This window comes from Halovenus anhuiensis, assembly GCF_037080055.1.
Taxonomy (GTDB): Archaea; Halobacteriota; Halobacteria; order Halobacteriales; family Haloarculaceae; genus Halovenus.
In genome coordinates, this window is the sequence record NZ_JBAOJI010000004.1 from 267,579 (window position 1) to 287,834 (window position 20,256).

Consider the following 20,256-nt stretch of genomic DNA (forward strand, 5'->3'; position numbering starts at 1 on the left):
CTATCATTGACATACCTCCTCGTAGAGTGATTCGTACGCCGGGGCGACCGCGTCGAGATGGTACGGTTCACTTCGTTCGCGGGCGTTCTCGCCGAGTCGCTCGCGCTCTTCGTCATCCTGTAACTGCCGAATCGCTTCGACGAACTCGCTGTCGCTGTCGGTTTTGACTGCATCCTCGCCGTCGGTCAGCCACGAGAACGTCTCGATATCCCGGACGACGGGCGGTTTGCCGGCGGCCATCGCCTCCAGCAGTGCGATCCCCTCGTTTTCCTCGTAGGTGGGGAAAAAGAAGATATCGCCCGCCGCGAAGGCTCCGCGGATATCCTCGATAAAGCCCGTAAAGGTGCAGTTCGACGGCGACTCGTCGATCAACTTCTTCGTGGATCGACCCTTCAGTTCGCGGTCGATGGGTCCGAACCAAGCGAAATCCACCTCCGGAAGCGCACGGGCAGTTTCGACGAACGTCTCCAGTCCTTTGCGTTTGATGACGTGACCGACCAGAAACACGACGGGCGGCGAGAGGTCGTACCGCTGGAGATACTCCTCGCGCAGATCCTCGAAACCCTCCAACTTCTCCGTGTCGACGCCGTTGGTGATCACTCGCGTCGGCCGGTCGGTATAGGAATCGATGAGATTCTGGTTGTACTCGGAGGGACAGACCAGCGCGTCCGCAAGGCTATATGCTCGTTCCAGATACGGCCGTAGCGGGCGGGCCAGGGCGTTCGTAAATCGGAAACTCTCTCCGAAGTCCTCGGCGGTGACGTGGGTGTGGGCGACGACCGGGATGTCTGCCTTCTTGGCGTAGTAGACCGACCGGGGACCCATGACGTTACAGTGGAGCACATCGGCGTTGAGATCCGGGTCGGTGGTGTAGGTAATCCCCTGTTTGCGGAGCATCTTGCGCTGGTGGGCGACGGATTCGCTGATGCCGCCGGTGACGTGGGACTCGAACTCGAGATAGTGGCTTACGAACATCGTGTGAGTGGGCGACTCCGCTCAGGCGACGCCGTCGACCTCCAGCCACGGCACCTCCATCAGCGGCGGGATGTACGTCTCGATGTGGTGTTCCCAGACGCCCTCCTCACCGAATGCTTCGCCGTGGTCGGCGGTGACGATGACATCGCCGTCGAGTTCTTCGATCAGGTCGACAATCTCTTCGAGTGCGATCCGCAGGTTCTGTTCGTGGTACTCCAGTCCGGTCTGGCGGGTGCCACCGCGGACGAGTTCGACTGGATCCATCTCCAGCCACAGCCCCGCTTTCTGGGCGAACGAACTGCCTTCGAGAGATTTCTCCAGTTTCGGGCGGACGGTGTTGCCGATCTTCGAGACGACACCGCCCTCGCCGTCGGATTCGGCCTGTCGGTTGATGCCTTCCTTGATCTGGCCGAGTTTGCCGCCCTGGCCGCGGCTGAGATACGGCGCGTGCGGTTGCATGTAGTGGAGGACGGTGCGGTCGGCCTCCTCGGCGACGTCCTGATGGTCCTCAAACGCCTCAGTCATGGCCTCCGGCGGAACCGTCCCGAGGTCGTCGTCCCACTGTTCTTTCCAGATGTCGAACACAGTCGAGATGTGATCGGTGGCAGTCCAGTCGTAATCACAACTGGCCCCCCACTTCAGCTCCGACAGCGGGATGCCCAGGCTGTTGATGAAGGGATTGCCCGAGAAGTACGCGATGTCGTGGCTATCGGTGAAGGTGCGGTACGCCCATTCAGGGGTGGAGGAGCCGACACTCTCGCGTCGTTCGAGTGAGCCGTCGAGATACTCGTCGTAGACCGACTCGAAGACATCGTAGCGACACGAATCGAGCACAAGACAGTAGTCCCACTCGGATTCGAGAAACTGCTGGGATCGCATTCTGTTACTCTACCCAATCACGTCGGTGGTGGTATTTCTAACGGTTCACGATTATCGAGGTGACAGTGCCCAAAACTGACAGAATCGGCAGAACTTCGCTATTCCAAGTAGCCGAGATCCCGCAGTCGCTCCCGCGTCTGCTCGTCGGCGTCGTCGAGCACCTCGTCGGGATCGGTCGGGCCGCCAGCGTCGCCCTCGCCGAGCCACGGGGCGTCGATTTCCTCGCCGAACCGTTCGAGTACCTCCTGTGCCTCGGCGACTCGCTCGTCGTCGTCAGGATCGAGCGAGTCCGATTCGTCGGGGTCGTCGTCCAGCCGATAGCCCTCGTCGGGGATCCGGTCGGCCCGGATGTACTTGCCGCGCTCGCCGCGGGCGGCCTGCAGCGTCGCGTAGCCGCGGTGATCGTCGGGCAGCGTGATGCCAGCCTCGGAGGCCTTCTCTTCGAGGTGGTGGAGTTCGATCAGCGGCTGGGCGTACTCGACGAACGCGTAGTCGTCCTCGGCCTCAGTGAGCGCCGCCTGTCCGGGATCGGACGGCTCCGCAAACTCGCGGTACTCCGCCGACAGCAGTGAGCGTGTGCGATCCAGCGGGACGGCCTCTCGATCCGCGCGAGTCGTCTCGACGCCGGCAGCATCGAGGAGCGTGTGATAGAGGTCGATCAGTTCGACCAGGTCCTCCCGGCGGCCCTCCTCGATGTCGGGATGGGAGACGATCAGCGGGACATTGGTCAGTTGCTCGTACAGCGCGAACTCGTGGCCGTAGAGGTCGTGTTCGCCGTGGAGTTCGCCGTGGTCGGCACAGACGACAATCGTGGTGTCCTCGAAGCGACCCGTCTCGCGAAGCCAGTCGAGCAATCGGCCGAGTTCGGCGTCCATGTGGGCGAGTTCCGCGTCGTACAGGCTGCGAATATCCTCCCACTCCTCGTCGTCGATGTCGCGAGCGCCGGAGTTGAACTCCTTGGAGTTCTGGCAGACATCGTCGGGGTCGACGCCGGGAGCGAACTCCTCGCGGTACTCTTCGGGTGGGTAGTACGGCAGGTGCGCGTCCATCAGGTTGATGAAGGCGAACCAGTCGTCGTCGGCATCGTCGATAAATGACTGCGTGCGGTCGATGACCGAGCCCGTCTTCGAGTCTGCGCCCTCGCCGCTTGCGAGTATCGAGTGGGCTTTCGCGCCGAGGTGGACCAGTCGGTTCGCAATCGATTGCAGCGTGTCGTTGTCGTTGATCGTCTTCCACGCGCTCGCGAGCGGTCCCGAGAGCACGTCGCCGGGCAGCACCTCGAAAAAGGAATCCTGGTGCTCGAACCCTCGGGTGAGGTGGGTGTACGGCGTGATCCAGGCGTTCGAGGAGTAACAGGCGGTATCGTAACCCGAAGTGTTGAGAACGGACGCGAGCGTCGCCACGTCGTCGAGATAGGGACTCGTTTGATCCGCCCCGTGGTCGGTCGGGTAGCGGCCGGTGAACATCGACGCGTGGACCGGCAGCGTCCACGGTGCCGGGGCGACGGCGTTCTCGAAGACCGTCGCGTCTTCGGCGAACTTGCCGAGTTCCGGCGTCGTCTCGCGGTCGTACCCGTACGGCGTGAGGTGATCCTTGCGGACGGTATCCAGAACCACAAAGAGGACGTTCGACGGGGAGCGCTCGCTCATCCTGTCGTGGTTGTCAGTACCCATATATAAATACCGCGGACTCGGTTATCGGTCAGAAACCCTGCGCGAAGACCGAACAGTTGAAGATGCTTACAGCGGGAGTGGAGGTATGGACCGGCGTCGAGCACTCGTGATCGGAGCGAGCGGGACACTCGTGATATTCGCTGTCCTGCTCTTTCTCGTCGGTGGGCGGGACGTTCTCGCCGCGCTCCAGACTGCCGATCCACAACTGATCGGAGTGGTCATCGTCGCGGGTATCTGTTGGCTGGCTTGTTGGGGGCTGATGCTCCGGAGCATCCTCGAAACGCTCGACACTTCGGTTACCGTCTGGCGGTCGTTTCTCGTCTACACCGCGGCTGTCTTCGCCAACAACGTCACGCCGTTCGGCCAAGCTGGCGGCGAACCGGTCGCCGCCCTGCTCATCTCGAAGGTGACCGACGAGCCATACGAAACGGGGCTGGCGGCGATCAGCGCAGTCGACGTGCTCAACGTCATCTCCTCGGTGACGCTCATCCTCGTCAGCGTGAGTTACTACGCGACGACGACGACCGTCGGCGAGGCTGTGCAAGACGCCGTCCTCTCGGCGATCGGAATCATTCTCGGGGTCAGTGTCGTGCTGGGAGTGGGCTGGCGGTATCGGTGGTCGCTGGTCGACGCCGCGAGTCGACTGGTGGCGTTTATGGCCGGTCGACTGGTTCCCTCCTCGGGGTTCGATCTCCAGTTGCAGGACCGAGCCAGGCGGTTTTTCGGCCACGTCGAGACGATCGCGACGAGTCCCGGCCGCCTCGCGCTCGTGTTGGGGCTCTCGCTGGCCGGCTGGCTGCTGCAAGGCGTTGCGCTGTTTGTCGCCTTCGAGGCGCTCGGCCAGACGGTTCCGGTCGCGGTCGTCCTCTTTGCGATCCCGCTTGGCAATCTCGCGGGTGCGGCCCCGCTCCCGGGCGGGCTCGGCGGAATCGAAGCCGCGTTCGTCGCGATTCTCGTCCCCGCGACGGGCGTGCCAGCGGCGACGGTCACGGCCGCGGTGCTCATCTACCGCGGCGTGGTCTACTGGCTGCCGGTACTCCTCGGGGGGGCCGCGGCGACCAACTTCGGGATGAGTCTCGGCAGGTGAAGAAAGCCTTATATTCGGAATCCGCAGACAATTGGAGTAGATGCTGCCGTTACAATCGGAGTTCGTCCCCGGGTGGCTGGATGCCTGGCTCACCTCGGAGTTCGGGCTGGTGATTTTGCTCGGACTCTGTCTCCTGGAGGGGACGATGCTGCTGCGGTTCATGCCGAGCGAGCTAGTCGTTCCCGTCGCACTTCTGTTTATCGGCACTTCCATCCCCGAAGTCGTCGCCGTCGTCGCCATCGCTGTCGTCGGGACGACAATCGGGCAGGCAGTCCTGTTCGTCGTGGTTCGCCGCGGCGGCCGCGAGTACGTGCTCCAGAGGGGGTGGCTTCCGATTGGCGAGGATCGACTGGACCGGTTCGACGGCTGGTTCGACCGCTGGGGCCTGCTCGCCGTCCCGATCAGTAACACGATGCTGTTCGTCCGTGGGCTCTGTACGTTCCCAGCGGGACTGTCGACGATGCGGCTGCGCACCTTCGTCACCCTCTCCGCACTGGGGTCGCTGACCTTCCAGACGATTCTGGCAGGGCTATATCTCGCCGGCGAACAGATTATCGTTTTCTAACTGTCCGTCGGCGGCCGAGACGGAGAAAGTAGGGACGCGACGATGCCAACTACGTGTGCTCGGTAGGTTCGGCCACGATGGCACCTCTGCTGGTCACTGTCACCTCGAACGCCTCGTAGGAGAACGAAATACTGTTATAATTCTCGGTCCGCGGCTCCGAAACCAGGTCGTCGAGCGCGTCCGTATCCAGCGTGGATTGCAGCGGTGACAGGGCACACGGATCCGTGCCGAGAGCGGCCGCAACCACTGCAACGACCGCGACAGTCGTCGAATCACGAGCACTGTCGTACGTCGCGTGAAACAGTTCGTCGTCCGCATCGAAACAAACAGAGTCTATCGAGTCCGTGATATCCACGCTACTAGAGATCTTTTGGGCGTCTGTCATTACTTCAACAGAGAACATTCACAGGGTTGAACATGGCTTTTGCTCGTGCAACACGGTTTTATAAGGGTAAGGGAGTCACTCTTCGGGAACGATGAGCGTGCTCGTCACGAGGCGTCGGGTCCCGCGCTGTAATCGTGACGAGACTGCCTGTCGGCTGATTCCGAGTTTGTCCGCAATATCGTCTTGGGTCGCGCCTCGCGGCGAGTCGAAGTACCCGCTGGAATAGGCCAGAATCAACGCTTTCCGTTGTCCGTCTGTGAGATCGTACTCTCGATCAGATCTGAGCGACGAAATTGCGTGCAGTTCGGTCAACTCGATCGGAATATCGTTGCTCCGGCAGTACGTCTGAAACTCGGAGAGGTCCTCCTGCTCGCTCGCACGAACCTCGAAAGTCCATTGCTCGTCGGTGCCGGTCCCGGAAACGAGCGTAATATCGGTGTTCACGATAGCGGTCAGAACACTCTCGTAGCCGAGATTCCAGTCGATGCGCACGAGCATCTGTTTCTCCACCTGATCGATTACGTTGACTTGGTTGATCCCGAGATCAGCACTCAAGTCTGTCGTGAGTTTGTCGGTGTCGTCGGCAGAGATCCAGAAGTAGGGGACGACTGCGTCACCCGTCGGGACGACGCGGTCCAGTTCGATCGTAACGTCGGTTAGCTGCTTGAAGACGGCACTTAACGGAAAGTTCTCTTGCCTGATGGTAAACGCCGCCTCGATAGCCATGCCTACCTGTTAGTTATCCATCTTTTTGAGTTAGTCGCTGTCGAATCAGGTAGTTTTCAGATCTCCTCGCGCGAATAGAGCCGATGGTCACGAGTGACGAGCCATCGAAGCCAGCAATTAACAATTTCGGCCGAAGCCGAGAGATAATCAATGACGATTCGAACGACCATCGGGTGGTCGCTCATCACCTCTGGTCTCGTGACGCTTCTGCTCGTATATCTCCCGTATCCATCCGTCTACTGGGGTATCGGTCTCCTCGTCGTCGGTATCCTCGTCTTCGTCACACGGCAGAGCTAACCGCTGGCAAACAGATCGAATCGTTGAATCGGCAGAAGGCTCCGAGACGCCTGCGTCAGTCCTCGCGATAGACCGGCAGCCGGAACCGAACGCCGGCGTCGCGAAGCTGCCAGCGGAGTTCTGCGCCGAGCCAGCCGAGCCCGACGAGCAGACCGGCCCCGGCGGCGGCGAACTGCGGCGCCCCGAACCAGACCGGCATTGCGAAGTAGATGCCGTTGACGATGCGGTGGGGCAGCAGGTCCTCGAGGAAGTGTCCGATTCCGGTCAGCGGGTCGAAACTGACGCTGCTCCCGCTCTCGTCGCCCGAACTGTCACTCGGTGTCCGGCTTTCGAGACCGAGCCGTTCGGCGCTCTCGCCGCCCTCACTCTCGGGGCCGGTGCCGATTCGCTCTGCCTCGTACGGCAGCGTCGAGCCGACCTCCCAGACGATGTCGCCGTTCTGGTCGACCTCCATCACGCGGTTGCCGTGGGTGTCGGTGATGAGTGTGTTGCCGTTGGGGAGGCGGTCGGCGTCGCGGGGCCACTGGATCTGTGAGTCGGCCCACTCCCAACTCTGTTCCCACTCACCGTCGACACGCTGGAATTCCTTGATGCGGTTGTTCTCCGAGTCGGCGACGACGACAGCAGGACCGCCCTCCGATTCGGGGATATAATCGGGATTGTGCTGTTCGTAGAGGATATCGTAGTTGTTCTCCTCGCCGAGCGTCCAGTCTTCCTGCACGCCAGTCTTGGGGTCGATGAAGACGACGCGGTCGTGGTTGCGCAGACTGGCCATGATCCGGCCGTCGTCGAGCAACGAGACATCGTTGAGGTGGGTCCAGTCAGTCATGAACGACCCGCCGGATTCTGCGGGGTCGAAATCGGCCTGTGCGTCCCACTCCCACTCGATGATCCCCGTCTCGGTGTTCAGCATGTACACGCGGTCGTAGAGGATGTCGGCGATGAGGACGTGCGTCTCGTTGACGCGGACGTGGTCGTGCCACTCGCCGGCGGTCTCCTGGTGGTTGTACCGCTCGACGATGACCTCGGTCTCACCGGTCGTGAGATTCGCTCGCTCGATGACGTTGCGAGCACACGGCGGGGAGTCGCAGTACGGCCCGCTCGTGTGAATCGTATCCGTCGCGGTGTACTCGACGGTCGCCGACGTGTTCTCGACCTCGTCGACGTCGAAGTATTTCGTGCGTTCGTCTTTGTAGTGGAGTACCGACCCATCGGTATCGTAGGCGATCAGCGTTCCGGCACGGCCGGACTCCGTGATGACGGTGATATTGTCAGCGGGCGGAGCGTCTGGTGCTGCCTCGGCCGAGGCGGTCGAGAGGCCGTCACTCGTTGCACCGGCGACGATCACACCGGCAGACAACAGGAGGACGAGGACCAGAGCGACCCGGATCCGGTTGCGCGTGAGCGCGTCACCGGCCCCGGACAAAAGCGCTCGGCCTCGTTGCAGCGGAGGGCGGGGTTGTGAGTCGGTCTCCTCGCTCATCGCTCCCTTCTCAACGGGGCACCGTCTTAGGAATATCGCTTTCCAGACGTGTTCGTCGATTGCCGAGTCTGGCCGGCCAACCGTTCATCCGGCTTCGAGATACGGCCATGCCGGCCGTCTGTACGGTGGATTTATGCTACCGACGCCCGGTATGCGTGATGATGACAGAGATCACTGCCGAGCGCGGAGCGGAACTGGATCCACAGGTCACGCAGTTCCTCCAGTTGTACGAATCGATGGACGTTCCGGAACTTCACGAACTCTCGCCGCCGGAGGCCCGGGAGGTCCAGGAACAACTCTCACAGGCCGACCCGGATATCGACCTCCCGACAATCGAGGATCGGACCATCGACGGCCCCGACGGCGAAATTCCGGTCCGGCTGTACGATCCCCGAGACGACGAGGAAACGACGCCACTGATCGTCTTCTTCCACGGCGGCGGGTTCGTCGTCGGCAGCCTCGACACCCACGACGGCCCGGCCCGGAAACTGGCCGCCGAAACCGGCTATCCGGTTCTCAGCGTCGATTACCGGCTCGCACCGGAGCATCCGTTCCCAGCCGGACTGAAAGACTGTTACGCGGCGCTGGAGTACGCCAGCGGGGCCGGTGAGGAACTGAACATCGATCCCGGACAGATCGTTCTTGCCGGCGACAGTGCCGGGGCGAACCTCGCGGCCGGCGTCTCGCTGCTCTCGCGTGATCGGGACGGCCCGGCCATCGCCGCACAGATTCTCGTCTATCCTGTCGCGGGCGATGCAGCCGAGACCGAGGCCTTCGAAGAAAACGGCGAGGGGTACTTCCTGACCGCGGAGACGATGGAGTGGTTCCACGACAAGTACGTCGACGACGAGATCGACCAAGGGAATATTTACGCGAGTCCACGGCTCGCAGCAGATCTGTCGGAACTGCCGCCGGCGACGGTCGTCACTGCGGGCTTCGATCCGCTCCGTGACGACGGGGCCGCCTACGCACAGCGACTGGCCGATGCTGGCAACGAGGTCCACCATCACAACTTCGAGGGGATGATCCACGGCTTTTTCAATATGATCGCCGACCCGGTCGACATCGACGCCGCACACGACGCCTACGATGCGGTGGTAGCTGATCTCGACACGATGCTCGACGGCTAATCGTGTGAGACGCACTCGGTCGTCCCGTCACAGGACTCGCGGGTCGTCTCGACGACCCGTAACTCGCCGTCCAGCGCGACCCGCAGTTGCTCGCCGTCGAGCGGAATCGCCACCTCGATCCGCCACGGCTCCGTCGACTGGACATCGTAGTAGGCGTCGTCGACACACCACGGCAGCGTCCAGTACGGCCGGTCGGTGAGCGAGATGCCGTGATCGTCGTAGAAGGCGGCGACGGGAGCTTCGTCGAGTAACACGAGTCCGACCGGCGAACAGAGGCTGTGCCGACACCGCTCACAGCGGTGCTCGGCCCGTAGCGAGACATCCAGACAACACTCGCCTTGGCGGGTGAGCGTCGTGTGCATCCGGCCGGCACACTCCGGGCAGACGCCGTCGGCCGCCAGACAGTGCAGATGGCGGACTCGTTCGTCGAAGGCCGTCGCGATTTCGGCCTCGGTGCGGTCCTCAAGCCCGCCGGGCGGGAAGGGGTACTTCCCGTGTGCTTTGCCGCAGTTCCGGCAGGTGATCGTGAACTGTTCGTCCTCGTAGCTTGATTCGAGCGGGCCGCCGCAGTGCGTACACTCCCCCGGGACCTCGAAGGGATCGACCTCCGGTGAGTGGGTGTACGTCCCCGCTCGGAGCGCGCGGATCACCTGCCCGCCGGTGTGACTCAGATCGTAGCCCGCCTCGGTCTTGACGACAAACTGGTCGGTGAGTTCCTGGAGGTGGTAGTTGAACTGCGCGCTGTCGTCCAGATCGGTCCGGCTGAACAGCGCTGAGAACCTGATCGGCCGGTCCTCGTACTCCCACAGCGATTCGAGGATATCCAGTCGGGTCTCGTTCGCGATGACAGAGAACGCCTCGGCGGGAGCCAGTTCCCCCTCTCCCGTTTCGTCACGAGTTCCGCTCATGTCTGGATACTGCGGGTACACGATCAAAAGTGTTCGCTGAAATTCAGTATTGTAACCGAAAGAGTATGTCTTCGACTCCGGCCGACAGTGGATATTTACTCCCATAGACCGTATGAACGTCCGATTGACGCCAGATGTCGCTGATCCCACCACAGACCGAAGAAATCGAGCAGGCGCTGGCAGAGGGGAACCGTCGACTGCTGCACTGTCTCAACTGCGGCGGACAGATCGTCGCGATCCGACACGGTGGCTCCTGTCTCCGCTGTAGCTCTGAGGCCGTCATCGTCGAGCAGTACGACTGATAACCGTAGTCGAACCGTAACTGAATCGATCCGGCAACTAACTGGAAATCGGATATTTAATCGAATCGTTCACATGATAAGACAGGTGATTCCGACAGATGCCGTTCATCTCGCCACAGACGGAGGCAATCCGAGATGCACTCGACCAGCCGAATCGCACGCTGTTGCACTGTCTCAACTGCGGCGGGCAGGTCGTCGCGGTCCGGCACGGCGACCAGTGCCGGATCTGTGGCTCAGCGGCCTTTCTGATCGAAGAAGTCGACTGAAATTTCAAGATGCTGGCGCGTTAAGACGGTAGTATGGAGATCGAACGAAACGTCGGCGGAACGGACCGTATCGTTCGCGCAGTACTGGCGGTCGGGTTCACAATCGTCGCCCTCTCTGCGCTGCGGGCGGGTCGGCGCTCGCTGGGCACGGTCGCGGCCATCGCGGCAGCAGGACTCGGAATCAACGCCGTGACCTGTTTCTGCGGGCTGAACAAGGCACTTGGACTCGATACGAGCACAGATACCGAGTGACCGGCCCCTCGCAAACGGGAACATCACAAGAAAATTATTCTCCGGTCTCGCACTCGCGGTATGGAGTTCGGTGTCGACGAAGCAGGCAAAGGGCCCGTTCTCGGGTCGATGTTCGTCGCCGCAGTGCGGGCCGACCCCGAGCAACTGCCAGCGGATGTCGGCGACTCGAAAGATATCGAGGCCCAGCGCCGCCAGGAACTCGATACCGCGATTCGGGAGGTTGCCACCGCCGAAATCGTCGAAATTCCCGTCGAGCGCATCGACGATCCCGACACCGATATGAACTCACTCACCGTCGCCGGTCACGGCGAAGCACTCACTGGCGTCGTCGAAGACGGCCTGTCGGGCTACGCAGACGCCGGCGACACCAACGCCGTCCGTTTCGAGCGCCGCGTCGCCAGCGAACTGGACTGTTCGGTCGATCTGCGTGCCGAACACGGCGCTGACGAGCAGTATCCGATCGTCGGCGCGGCGAGTATTCTCGCCAAGGTCGCACGGGAGGCACACGTCGACAAACTGGCCACCGAGTACGGTGCCGTCGGCAGCGGCTATCCGAGCGATCCGACGACGCGGGAGTTTCTGGAGTCGTTCGTCCGGGAGCACGGCGAACTCCCCGACTGCGCTCGGGCGAGTTGGCAGACCAGCCAGGACGCGCTACAGGCGCTCGATCAAGCGTCGCTGTCGGATTTCTGATATATCTCCGCAGAGCAAAGCTTCGGGACCACGTCACGGTCACTCGTACCATCGTTATTTATATGGTTTGTACTATATTGTGGGACAACATGCAGTGGGGTGCTCGGGGAGAGCAATGATCGTCTATCTGGGGGAACCACCGGAACAGTTGCTTGCACGGTCGGGAACCGAGGTCAGCACGGAGCTCCCCGAAGAAGGCGAACCGGCACCGGAGTGTATCGTAGTCGATCTGTCGGCAAATTCGCTCCGAGCCGTCGAGGAACTCGCGGATACGTGGCCCAGCACAGCGATCGTCGCCCTCCTCGACGAGGACACCGCTCCCGACGATGTCCTCGATCGTGGCGCCTCGGATTACTTTCGGAGATCGGCGCTTCCGGACCAGACGGAGGTGTTCATCCGTCGTATCACCGCATACGGCGGACGGAGAGCGAGCGAACCGAACGAGTACGAGCGGCTGACAGCGTACGACGAGATCGACTTTTTCGAGCTAAGCGACAGCGGAGAAATAACGGCGATTTCCGAAACACTCGCAGGATTGCTCGACTCGACGCCCGAAGAGCTGATCGGGGCACAGCTGTCCGACTGTCTCACCGCCGCCCGGACGGACCCACAACGACCGGAGAGAGACGGTTCCCTCAGTGGCGTTGGAGACCTCCAATCGGACCAGCAGTCGGAACTCCTCCTCGAAACGCCAGACGGGGAGACGAAACGCCTGCAGATCTACACCGTCTCGACGAGCGAGGCTGACGGAACGATCGGGATCGTCCACGACGCAACTCCGTATCACGAACGCATCGAGGAACTAACCCTGTACGAGCGGATCACCGAAACAGTCCCGGATCCGCTGTACTACGTCGACGAGGACGGGATCATCCAAGAAGTCAATCCGGCGATGACCGATATCTACGAGACTGCCTACGAAGAGATGGTCGGAAGCTACTTCGGCAAAGCGACGACCGAAGCGGGCGAAAACAAACTGTACGAGGCCGTCCGGACGCTTCTCAGCGACAAAAACGACATGGAGACACGGATCGTCGAATACGAGGCGCTCTCGGGGACCGGGGAAACGTTCCCGGTCGCCCATCACATTTCGGTGCTGGAGTCCGACGGCGAGTTCAACGGAACGGTGGGAATGATCCGCGATATCACGGAGCGAACGGAGCGCCAGCAGCGACTCACAGTCATCAACCGGCTACTCAGACACAACGTCCGTAACCAATTCGCGCTGATCATCGGAGAAGCGAGCACCCTCGCGAAGGACGTACCACCGGAACAAAAAGACCGGGTACAGACGATCCTCGACCACTCCTGGCAGACGGTCGATATGATCGAGAAGATGAAAAAGGCGGGAGACCTGCTCAACGAGCGACCGCACAGAAAGACCGTTTCGGTCGCCGAGGCAGTCGAGAGTGCGGCCGACCAGTTCGCGGGTACGGACGCCGAGATTACCGTCTCGGTCCCCGAGGATCTGGAAATCTATGCGATCCCAGGACTCATTTTTGCGCTGGAAAACCTCATCGAGAACGGTATCGAGCACAACCCATCGGACGAACCCGTCGTCGAGATCACCGTCACCAGCGACGACGAATGGGTGACTATCGAGGTCGCGGACAACGGCGAGGGCATCCCGGCATCAGAGCGCAACGTGATCAAATCCGGGACCGAGGACTCGCTGGAACACGGCAGCGGCATCGGTCTCTGGGTCGTCAACTGGATCGTCCAGCGGTCCCGCGGAGACATCACCTTCGGCCGGAGCGACCTCGGCGGTGCGGCAGTCCAGTTGATCCTGAGCAAGTCCGGCTAGATCGGCCTCGGTCAGGCCGTATTTACGAAAGCGCGCACGGAAGGCGCGTGAGAATTCCTGAGGACATACCGATGGCTCGAAGCCAGTGGATCAGCCGCGGTGAGTCCTGCTCCACCGCTGTTTCAACTGTGTTTCTTCATTACGAACGCTACCCTTTGAGATTGAGTTCGATGACGTTGCCGGCCTGATCGAGGTAGGTTCTGAGTTGCTGTTCGGTCTCGCCGGTCATCACGCGACTCGCAGGCCCGGTGATGCTGATCGCCGCCGGGCGCGGACCCGGAACCGACAGCGGGCGAGCGAGACAGGCCATCCCCTCGATCGATTCCTCGCGGTCGTAGGCGATGTTCTCCTCGCGGATTCGCTCGATTTCTGCGAACAGCGCATCTCTGTCAGTGATGGTGTGCTCAGTCGCTGCCGGGAGGCCGTGCCTGTCGACAATCTCGTCGACGCGCTCGTCGGACATCGTCGCGAGAATTGCCTTGCCGATGCCCGTCGAGTGGAGATGGACCCGTCGGCCGGTCTGCGTGTCGATATCGACCGCTTTCGGGCCTTCCGCGGTGTAGACGTACACACCCTTACCACCCTCCTCGAACATGAGATTCGCGAGTTCTTCGGAGTCTTCGGCCAGTTGTCTGACTTCCGGGTACGCCGTGTCGTAAACGCCGTCGTACCGCTGGGCGTAGCCGCCGAATTCCAGCGCTCGCAGTCCGATCCGATACCGGTCGTCGTACTCGACGACCAGCCCGTTCGCTTCGAGCGTGTTCAGGTGCTTGAAAATCGTGCTCTTGGCGAGGGAGAGATGGGTCGCAAGTTCGGTGATCCCTGCCTCCCCGTCGAGTTCGACGATCGCTTCGAGCACCCGGATGGATGTCTCGGTCGCACGAACCCGGTCGTCCGACATGCTCACGTCTACGCCGGGGGTTTTGATAAGGCTGTTCGAAACTCGTCGTTCGCTATGAGGAAACGCTGTGCTCGTCGGCTCTCGGACTCGCTATGCCCCCAGAACACCGCTACAGAAACGTTACGGCCAGAAATAACGGTCTCAGGCTGTCGCTCGAATCGAGACACACCCGGAGCACCGTTTCGCGTGAGAAAACATAGAAAATTCGACATATACTTACGAGTCCGGCCCATAGCAAGGAGTGATGACAGACCAAACGACCCCGTCCCCGAAATCGCGTACGGCCCTCAAAGACAACCCAAGCACGGCAGATCTAGAGAAAGCGACGAGTCCGGTCGAGTACCTGATCGAGAAGTTGCTGTAACGCTGCAGAAATAGCATATTTTTTATAGTTTTAGCTGAGGTCCCGACCTGGAGAGCAATCTGTACGACGCGTCAGTTCGGCTACCGGGTACAGCAGCACTACGGGCCAGCGCCGCGGGTCTCAGATTCGTGCCCGCATTTCGACAGCAGCCGTAGTTGATGCAAAGCCGCGGAGAAATGGGGGCCAGCGTCGTCGACGGGAGTTCAGTTCGTTATGGTCGCCCGGTAGAAGACGACCACTCCGATAGCCAGGAGCACGAGGACGTACCCACCTGCGGCGAGGAGCTCGTCGAGACCGCTCGCGGATGTGAACGCGGCGCTCATGAGCGCGTTCGTCGCAAAGTGGCCGGGGAGTGCCGTCGTCCAGGCCGGTGAGTCTGTCGCGAGCGGATTCTGGAACATGAGAATATCGACCATCGGTGTGAAGAGCATGATATAGACCCCTGGCAGGCGGTCGATTGCGATGCCGACGATCACGCCCAAGATGCCGTAGGTCACGCCGACGAGGACGGCTGCGCCGGCGAACGCGGCGACGTTGTTCGGCGTGAAGACAACGATCGCAACAGCTAGTGCAGCACCAGTCACGATGACACTGCCAGTAGTGAGCAGTCCGACCCGTGCGGTGACCAGTTCCCGCGCACGATAGCCAGACAGTCGCAATCGACTGTCGGCCATTTTCGAGGTGTGCATGAGGAACAGCCCGACGATGCCGGAGAGAACGGCCACGGTGACGGGAGTCATAAAGGCGGCTGCGAACGCCGACATCTCGGCGGTCACCGTCGTGCCGTCTATCGTGAGTGGGATGGTCGTGTCTGGAACGAGCCAGACGAAGACACCGATCATGTAGGCGGGGAGAAACGCCAGCAGTGCGAGCAAGACAGGTGTGCGAGCGAATTCCCGCAGACTCATCTCGATTGCGGTCGTCGTGCGCCGCTCCATCACGAGCCACCTCCGCTGAGAGTGTAAGAGTACGCTCCGACGCTCAACACTCCGAATGCAACGACAAACGCGGCCGCTGGCAGCAGATGGTCGGTTGCGAGCGAGCCGGAAAAGACGGCTTGAGAGACGAGTTCGTGCGGATGTGAGAGCGGGGCGAACTGGGTGATTTCTTCGTCGATGTCGAACAGGCCACTCGCGAAGACGTTGTCCATGTCTGCGAGTATCACGAGAAGCAGTGAGCCTTCGAGTTCTCGGGGGAGAATCGTCCCGACGAGCATCCCCAACAGCCCGTACGTGAGACCTGCGAGTGTGAGGCTGCCGAAGACGATCAGCGGTGCGTCGAGCGAACCCGAGAGCAACCACGCGAGCGTGGCTGTCGAGATTGCGCTGATCGCGAGACTGACGACGAGAACGGTCGTGAACCGAGAGACGACCAACTCGCTCGGACGGAACCCGGAGATGACGAGTCGGCGATCAGCGTTCCGTGCGCTGATCATTTGGAAGAGTCCGAGGACGCCCGCGAGTGCTCCCGTGGCGAAGACAGCGCCGGTGATCCGTCCAGTCGCCGTGAGCGATCCGGCGGCGTCGAACATCCCAATCTCTGGGAACTGGCCGAGGCTCACGCCGTAGATCTGGATGGACAGCGCGGGCAGGATCAACAACAGCGCGATGTTGAACGGCTCCCGAAAGAACGACAGCGTGCTGGTACGGATCCCAGCGAAGACTCGTCTGTTCGTCGTCATCTCTGCCCCTCCGTGTTTCGACCGTGCTGGTCGGAGTCGACTGCCCGGTCAAAAAATGCAGCCGTGCGCTCGCACGAGACACCATCAGCCGTCGGCTCTGGGTTCACAGTGTCGTCTGCACCGACCTCCTGGCGGTGGAGGTGACCGTCATGGAGTTCGTAAATAACGTCGAACCGATCCCGCTCGTTGATGATGTGTGAGATGATCGCGATGCCGACGCCGCGCTCACGCAGTTCTTCGGTGAGATTCCAGAACGCGAGAAACGTCTCCCAGTCGAACCCCGTGTACGGCTCGTCGAGCAGGAGCAGGTCGGGCTGGTGCATAAGAGAAACAGCGAGATTCATCTTCTGTCGGTTCCCACCGCTCAGATTGCGAATCTGTCGCTCCCGGAATCGCTCGAAATCGAGAACATCGGTCAGCCAGTCGCGTGCATCTTCGATTTCGTCGTCAGCCAGTCCGTAGGCACGGCCGAATAGCTCGAACGTTTCGTCGACGGTCAACCGATCGTACAGACGTGGTTCCTGCGGGCACCAGCCAACTGTCCCGCTGCGGGTTACGGTGCCGGCGTCGGACTCGATAACACCCGCGAGGATTTGCATGAGCGTCGACTTTCCGCTCCCGTTTTCGCCCATGATTCCGACGACCTGTCCGCGCTCGACTTCGAGGGTCGCGTTGTCGAGCACGTCGACAGAGTTCGTAAACGGGATCGGCGAATCGTAGCTCTTCGCGACACCAGTCGCTCTCACCGCGAGATCAGTGTCGTGCTGTTTGTCTCGTTGGAGGGATGTGTCGTGATTCGGCGTAGCCATCATATGTGATCCTAATGTGGGGCAGTTTCATTGCGATTTTCACTTATTTATCGTCGAGAATCCCGGCAAAGAGTTTAAATGTCAAAGTGAGTTTCGTAGTTCGTTTTGGACTCGAGAGCAGTTCGGTCGTTCTGCTGGCGCTGTGAGGTCGGTAGAGGTTGAACGGCAGCCAGCGTGTCCTTCGGGGTCCAAAGCGACTTCAGATAAAAAGGGGGCTGTGCTGGTTCCGATTACCGCGGTGCGAGCAGTTCGATCGGATGTGGGACCGGTCGGTCGTAGAGGTAATCGAGTTGGGCCTGACAGGAGGTGCCGCTGGCGGCGATGCGCTCGCCGCTGACCTCACCGAGGTCGTCCTGGAGATGCTCGCCGACAGCGCGGGCCACGTCGGCGTACTCCTCCTTGTAGCCGAAACTGCCGGCCATCCCGCAGCACTCGACATCGGAGGTTCGAACGTCGTAGCCCGCCCGGTCGAGCAGTTCCGTCGTGTACTCCGCCAGGCCGAGGGTGCGTTGCTGGCAGTGGCTGTGGTAAGCCAGCGAAACGTCCTCGGTCGCCCGCAGCGAGTCGATCTCCTGGCCGTTTTCGAGCAACCCGTAGACGAACTCACAGATCTCGTAGGTGTGCTCGGCGAGTCGGTCTGCGGAGCGTTCGGGCAGCAGTTTCTCGTAGTCGTTGCGGAACATCGCCGCGTCGCTCGGTTCGACGACGACCACGTCGCGGCCCTGGTCGATGTGGGTGACCAACGTTCCGTGGACGGACTCGGCTTTCCCGCGGGCAGTTTCGATCATTCCCTGTGAGAGCGGGGCGCGACCGCTCTCTCCGACCGCCGGGATGTGGACCCGCACGTCGAGCGCTTCGAGCGCGCGGACAGCCGCCTTCCCGCGGTCGGGATCGAAGTAATCCGTGTAGAGGTCGGGGTAGAGAACCACATCGCGCTCGGGGTTGACGACCTGTGGGCCGCGCTCGGCGTACCACTCCCGCAGCGTTTCGCCGGCGAGTTCGGGCAACTCTCGGTCGGTATCGACGCCGAACGCCGAGGAGAGGACACGCTTGCCGAGGCTGGAACTCGTGACGGCGTTGGCCAGCCGCGGACTCACATTCCCGAGTTTCGCGAACCGCTCGATGTTGCCAAAGAGCCACTTCTGGCGGTCCAGCCCGCCAGTTTCCTCGTCGGGCTGGAGTCCCTCGACCAGATAGTCGAAGGTGTCGGTGTCGGCCTCGCGGTTCAGCCTGTTGCGGACGACGGTGTTGATCCAGGAGATGTCGATGTCGACCGGACACTTGGGCTCACAGCGCGAACAGCCCGTACAGAGGTCGTTCATCTCGTCGGCACTTTCCAGTCCGTGGACACCGGCCTCCCAGCCAGTCCCGATACCGCCGGTGTAGGTCTCGCCGCCGAAGCCGTGGCCGCCGACGGTCTGGAAGTTCGAGCAGGCGTTCGAGCAGGCCCCACAGCGGATGCAGTACAGCGTCTCTCGCAACTGTTCGTCTTCGCGCATCCCCATCCGGCCGTTGTCCAACAGGATGAGGTGGAAATCCCGGTCGTCGGCGTCGCGGAACTCGTCGGCCTCGAAGTCCGGAACCGGCGTGTCGACCGGCGGCGTCAACAGCGAGACGTAGGAGGTGATGTCCTGTCCGGTTCCAGTGCGGGCGATCAGTTCCGTGAAGGGCTGGAGATCAGCCAGCGAGGGGACGAGTTTCTCGATGCCGGCGACGGCGATGTGCGTGTCCGGTGTGACCGCCGTCTTCCGGGCGTTGCCCTCGTTGGTGACGAGCATGAGCGTCCCCGTCTCGGCGACGACAAAGTTCGCGCCCGTCATGCCCACGTCGGCGTTTCTGATCTCCTCGCCGACCTTCTCGCGGGCGAAGTCGGTCAGTTCCTGGGGGTTCTCGGTCAGGGCGTCGTCGCCGGAGAGATCGAATTCGCGGTTGAACAGTTCGGCAATCTCCGCGGAGGATTTGTGCATCGCCGGCCCGATCAGATGGGAGGGCTTCTCCTCGGCCATCTGGATGACGTACTCGCCGAGGTCGGTCTCGATCACGTCGTACCCTTCGGATTCGAGGTGGTCGTTGACCTCGATTTCCTCGGTGGTCATCGACTTGCTCTTGGCCAGGGTCTGTGCATCCTGCTCGGCCATGATCTCCTCGACGATCCGGTTTGCGTCCTCGGCGTTCTGAGCGACGTGGACCTCGCCGCCGTTGGCCTCGACAGCCTCGTCGACCTGTCCGATCAGCGACGGCAGATCCTCGATAGCGTTCTCCTTGATCTCGCGAGCCGCCGCCCGCAGGTCCTCGTAGCTGTCGAACTGTTCGAGGGCGTAGTCGGAGAGTTGGTTGACCGTCCGGGTGTTCTGGCCGACGGCCGCCCCCTCGGTTTCGATCAGGCGGCGCAACTCCGTGGCCGTCCCCTCGCGGTCGGGTTTGCTCATCGATCCTCCAGCACGAGAATGTGGACCTCGTGCGGCCCGTGTACCCCCTGGATCAGCGTCCCCATGTCGGCGGTGGCGCTCGGCCCCGTCGCCAGCACCTGCGTGTCCGTCCCCTCACGGAAATCGTCGCTCAACCGCTCGTAGGCGGCCTTCATGTCGGGTTCGATCCCGCTGGCCGGCAGGACGGCAACGTGTCGCGGGGCGTAGAGGCTGACGAGTTCGGTCCCCGCGGCGTCGCTGGGCAGCGTGACGGTACCGTACTCGCCGATACCGATTCGGGCCGGCGTGACGCCCGTCTGGGCCCACTGCAGTTCGCCGGGTGTAAACTCCGTCTCGACGGCTGTTTCCGCGAGTGAAACCCCCTCGAAGGGAAGCGGTGTCCCGACGGCCGGCGCTTCGATAGCCGACTGCAGCGTCTCGGCGAACTCCTCGGCCGTCGTCTCGTGGACGGTGGCCGTCCCGCCGACCGACTCACGGAACGATTGTACAGAACTCATGTTCTGCGATAACTAACCGCAGCACCCTAACGTTTTCCCGGACCTGCCGGCCCTGGCCGCTCGCCTATTATAGCGCAGTGTTCAGATAAGGATTGAAGAGTGAGGCGAGGCGTTTTTTGAGTGTTCATGCCAGAAAACGCCCGCCTCAGC

22 protein-coding genes are annotated in these 20,256 nt (G+C 61.7%); 9 read left to right on the forward strand and 13 right to left on the reverse strand.

From position 1 onward, the window contains the following. Positions 1-3: 3 nt before the first annotated feature. The 3 genes from V8P86_RS12245 to V8P86_RS12255 all read right to left on the reverse strand — a co-directional run bounded on the left by V8P86_RS12245 (position 4) and on the right by V8P86_RS12255 (position 3,503). Positions 4-975 (reverse strand): glycosyltransferase family 4 protein, encoded by a 972-nt coding sequence (locus V8P86_RS12245; RefSeq protein ID WP_336327555.1) that lies wholly within the window; start codon positions 973-975, stop codon positions 4-6. A 21-nt stretch (positions 976-996) separates the two neighbouring features. Beyond that, positions 997-1,854, reverse strand: coding sequence for a hypothetical protein (locus V8P86_RS12250; RefSeq protein ID WP_336327556.1), 858 nt, complete (start codon positions 1,852-1,854; stop codon positions 997-999). Between the two features lie 98 nt (positions 1,855-1,952). Beyond that, complete coding sequence (locus V8P86_RS12255) at positions 1,953-3,503, reverse strand: sulfatase (protein WP_336327557.1); 1,551 nt, start codon at positions 3,501-3,503, stop codon at positions 1,953-1,955. Positions 3,504-3,612: 109 nt separating this feature from the next. Between V8P86_RS12255 and V8P86_RS12260 the strand changes: the two genes are divergently transcribed. Together V8P86_RS12260 and V8P86_RS12265 are read left to right on the forward strand one after the other, a co-directional pair. Continuing rightward, entirely contained in the window at positions 3,613-4,614 is a 1,002-nt protein-coding gene (locus V8P86_RS12260; RefSeq protein WP_336327558.1) for a lysylphosphatidylglycerol synthase transmembrane domain-containing protein, read from the forward strand. A gap of 40 nt (positions 4,615-4,654) precedes the next feature. Then, positions 4,655-5,179 carry a DedA family protein gene (locus tag V8P86_RS12265; RefSeq protein ID WP_336327559.1) on the forward strand — a complete coding sequence of 175 codons (525 nt, stop codon included), beginning with the start codon at positions 4,655-4,657 and terminating at the stop codon, positions 5,177-5,179. A 49-nt stretch (positions 5,180-5,228) separates the two neighbouring features. On the opposite strand, the gene V8P86_RS12270 is transcribed toward V8P86_RS12265, so the two are convergent. Together V8P86_RS12270 and V8P86_RS12275 are read right to left on the reverse strand one after the other, a co-directional pair. Continuing rightward, positions 5,229-5,564 (reverse strand): HalOD1 output domain-containing protein, encoded by a 336-nt coding sequence (locus V8P86_RS12270; RefSeq protein WP_336327560.1) that lies wholly within the window; start codon positions 5,562-5,564, stop codon positions 5,229-5,231. 75 nt (positions 5,565-5,639) lie between these two features. Further along, positions 5,640-6,290, reverse strand: a complete 651-nt coding sequence (locus tag V8P86_RS12275) for a helix-turn-helix domain-containing protein (RefSeq protein ID WP_336327561.1) — start codon at positions 6,288-6,290, stop codon at positions 5,640-5,642. A 150-nt stretch (positions 6,291-6,440) separates the two neighbouring features. Here V8P86_RS12275 and V8P86_RS12280 point away from each other — a divergent pair, with 150 nt between their 5' ends. Next, on the forward strand, positions 6,441-6,587 hold the full coding sequence (locus tag V8P86_RS12280; protein ID WP_336327562.1) for a hypothetical protein: 147 nt from the start codon (positions 6,441-6,443) through the stop codon (positions 6,585-6,587). A 55-nt stretch (positions 6,588-6,642) separates the two neighbouring features. On the opposite strand, the gene V8P86_RS12285 is transcribed toward V8P86_RS12280, so the two are convergent. After that, positions 6,643-8,070, reverse strand: a complete 1,428-nt coding sequence (locus tag V8P86_RS12285) for an arylsulfotransferase family protein (RefSeq protein WP_336327563.1) — start codon at positions 8,068-8,070, stop codon at positions 6,643-6,645. Between the two features lie 170 nt (positions 8,071-8,240). Between V8P86_RS12285 and lipP1 the strand changes: the two genes are divergently transcribed. Then, on the forward strand, positions 8,241-9,200 hold the full coding sequence (gene lipP1 / locus V8P86_RS12290) for a LipP1 family hormone-sensitive lipase (protein ID WP_442909392.1): 960 nt from the start codon (positions 8,241-8,243) through the stop codon (positions 9,198-9,200). Here lipP1 and V8P86_RS12295 read toward each other — a convergent pair. Continuing rightward, positions 9,197-10,108: a DUF7351 domain-containing protein gene (locus tag V8P86_RS12295; RefSeq protein ID WP_336327565.1), complete on the reverse strand. Its 912-nt coding sequence runs from the start codon at positions 10,106-10,108 to the stop codon at positions 9,197-9,199. The genes lipP1 and V8P86_RS12295 overlap by 4 nt on opposite strands. A gap of 134 nt (positions 10,109-10,242) precedes the next feature. Here V8P86_RS12295 and V8P86_RS12300 point away from each other — a divergent pair, with 134 nt between their 5' ends. The 5 genes from V8P86_RS12300 to V8P86_RS12320 all read left to right on the forward strand — a co-directional run bounded on the left by V8P86_RS12300 (position 10,243) and on the right by V8P86_RS12320 (position 13,425). Continuing rightward, complete coding sequence (locus tag V8P86_RS12300; RefSeq protein ID WP_336327566.1) at positions 10,243-10,410, forward strand: hypothetical protein; 168 nt, start codon at positions 10,243-10,245, stop codon at positions 10,408-10,410. Positions 10,411-10,508: 98 nt separating this feature from the next. Beyond that, positions 10,509-10,676 carry a hypothetical protein gene (locus V8P86_RS12305; RefSeq protein ID WP_336327567.1) on the forward strand — a complete coding sequence of 56 codons (168 nt, stop codon included), beginning with the start codon at positions 10,509-10,511 and terminating at the stop codon, positions 10,674-10,676. Positions 10,677-10,709: 33 nt separating this feature from the next. Then, entirely contained in the window at positions 10,710-10,928 is a 219-nt protein-coding gene (locus V8P86_RS12310; protein ID WP_336327568.1) for a YgaP family membrane protein, read from the forward strand. A gap of 60 nt (positions 10,929-10,988) precedes the next feature. Beyond that, positions 10,989-11,621 carry a ribonuclease HII gene (gene rnhB / locus V8P86_RS12315; RefSeq protein ID WP_336327569.1) on the forward strand — a complete coding sequence of 211 codons (633 nt, stop codon included), beginning with the start codon at positions 10,989-10,991 and terminating at the stop codon, positions 11,619-11,621. A gap of 115 nt (positions 11,622-11,736) precedes the next feature. After that, positions 11,737-13,425 carry a PAS domain S-box protein gene (locus tag V8P86_RS12320; protein ID WP_336327570.1) on the forward strand — a complete coding sequence of 563 codons (1,689 nt, stop codon included), beginning with the start codon at positions 11,737-11,739 and terminating at the stop codon, positions 13,423-13,425. 148 nt (positions 13,426-13,573) lie between these two features. Here V8P86_RS12320 and V8P86_RS12325 read toward each other — a convergent pair whose 3' ends face one another. The 6 genes from V8P86_RS12325 to V8P86_RS12350 all read right to left on the reverse strand — a co-directional run bounded on the left by V8P86_RS12325 (position 13,574) and on the right by V8P86_RS12350 (position 20,106). Next, complete coding sequence (locus tag V8P86_RS12325; protein WP_336327571.1) at positions 13,574-14,326, reverse strand: IclR family transcriptional regulator; 753 nt, start codon at positions 14,324-14,326, stop codon at positions 13,574-13,576. Between the two features lie 567 nt (positions 14,327-14,893). Continuing rightward, positions 14,894-15,628: a hypothetical protein gene (locus tag V8P86_RS12330; RefSeq protein WP_336327572.1), complete on the reverse strand. Its 735-nt coding sequence runs from the start codon at positions 15,626-15,628 to the stop codon at positions 14,894-14,896. Then, positions 15,628-16,371 carry a hypothetical protein gene (locus V8P86_RS12335; RefSeq protein WP_336327573.1) on the reverse strand — a complete coding sequence of 248 codons (744 nt, stop codon included), beginning with the start codon at positions 16,369-16,371 and terminating at the stop codon, positions 15,628-15,630. The genes V8P86_RS12330 and V8P86_RS12335 overlap by 1 nt, the downstream gene beginning before the upstream one ends. Next, a complete protein-coding gene (locus tag V8P86_RS12340) occupies positions 16,368-17,180 on the reverse strand; it encodes an ABC transporter ATP-binding protein (RefSeq protein WP_336327574.1) in 813 nt (270 codons plus the stop codon). The genes V8P86_RS12335 and V8P86_RS12340 overlap by 4 nt, the downstream gene beginning before the upstream one ends. Positions 17,181-17,410: 230 nt before the next feature. Then, complete coding sequence (locus V8P86_RS12345; protein WP_336327575.1) at positions 17,411-19,609, reverse strand: LUD domain-containing protein; 2,199 nt, start codon at positions 19,607-19,609, stop codon at positions 17,411-17,413. Then, positions 19,606-20,106 carry a LutC/YkgG family protein gene (locus tag V8P86_RS12350; RefSeq protein ID WP_336327576.1) on the reverse strand — a complete coding sequence of 167 codons (501 nt, stop codon included), beginning with the start codon at positions 20,104-20,106 and terminating at the stop codon, positions 19,606-19,608. The genes V8P86_RS12345 and V8P86_RS12350 overlap by 4 nt, the downstream gene beginning before the upstream one ends. Positions 20,107-20,256 lie beyond the last annotated feature (150 nt).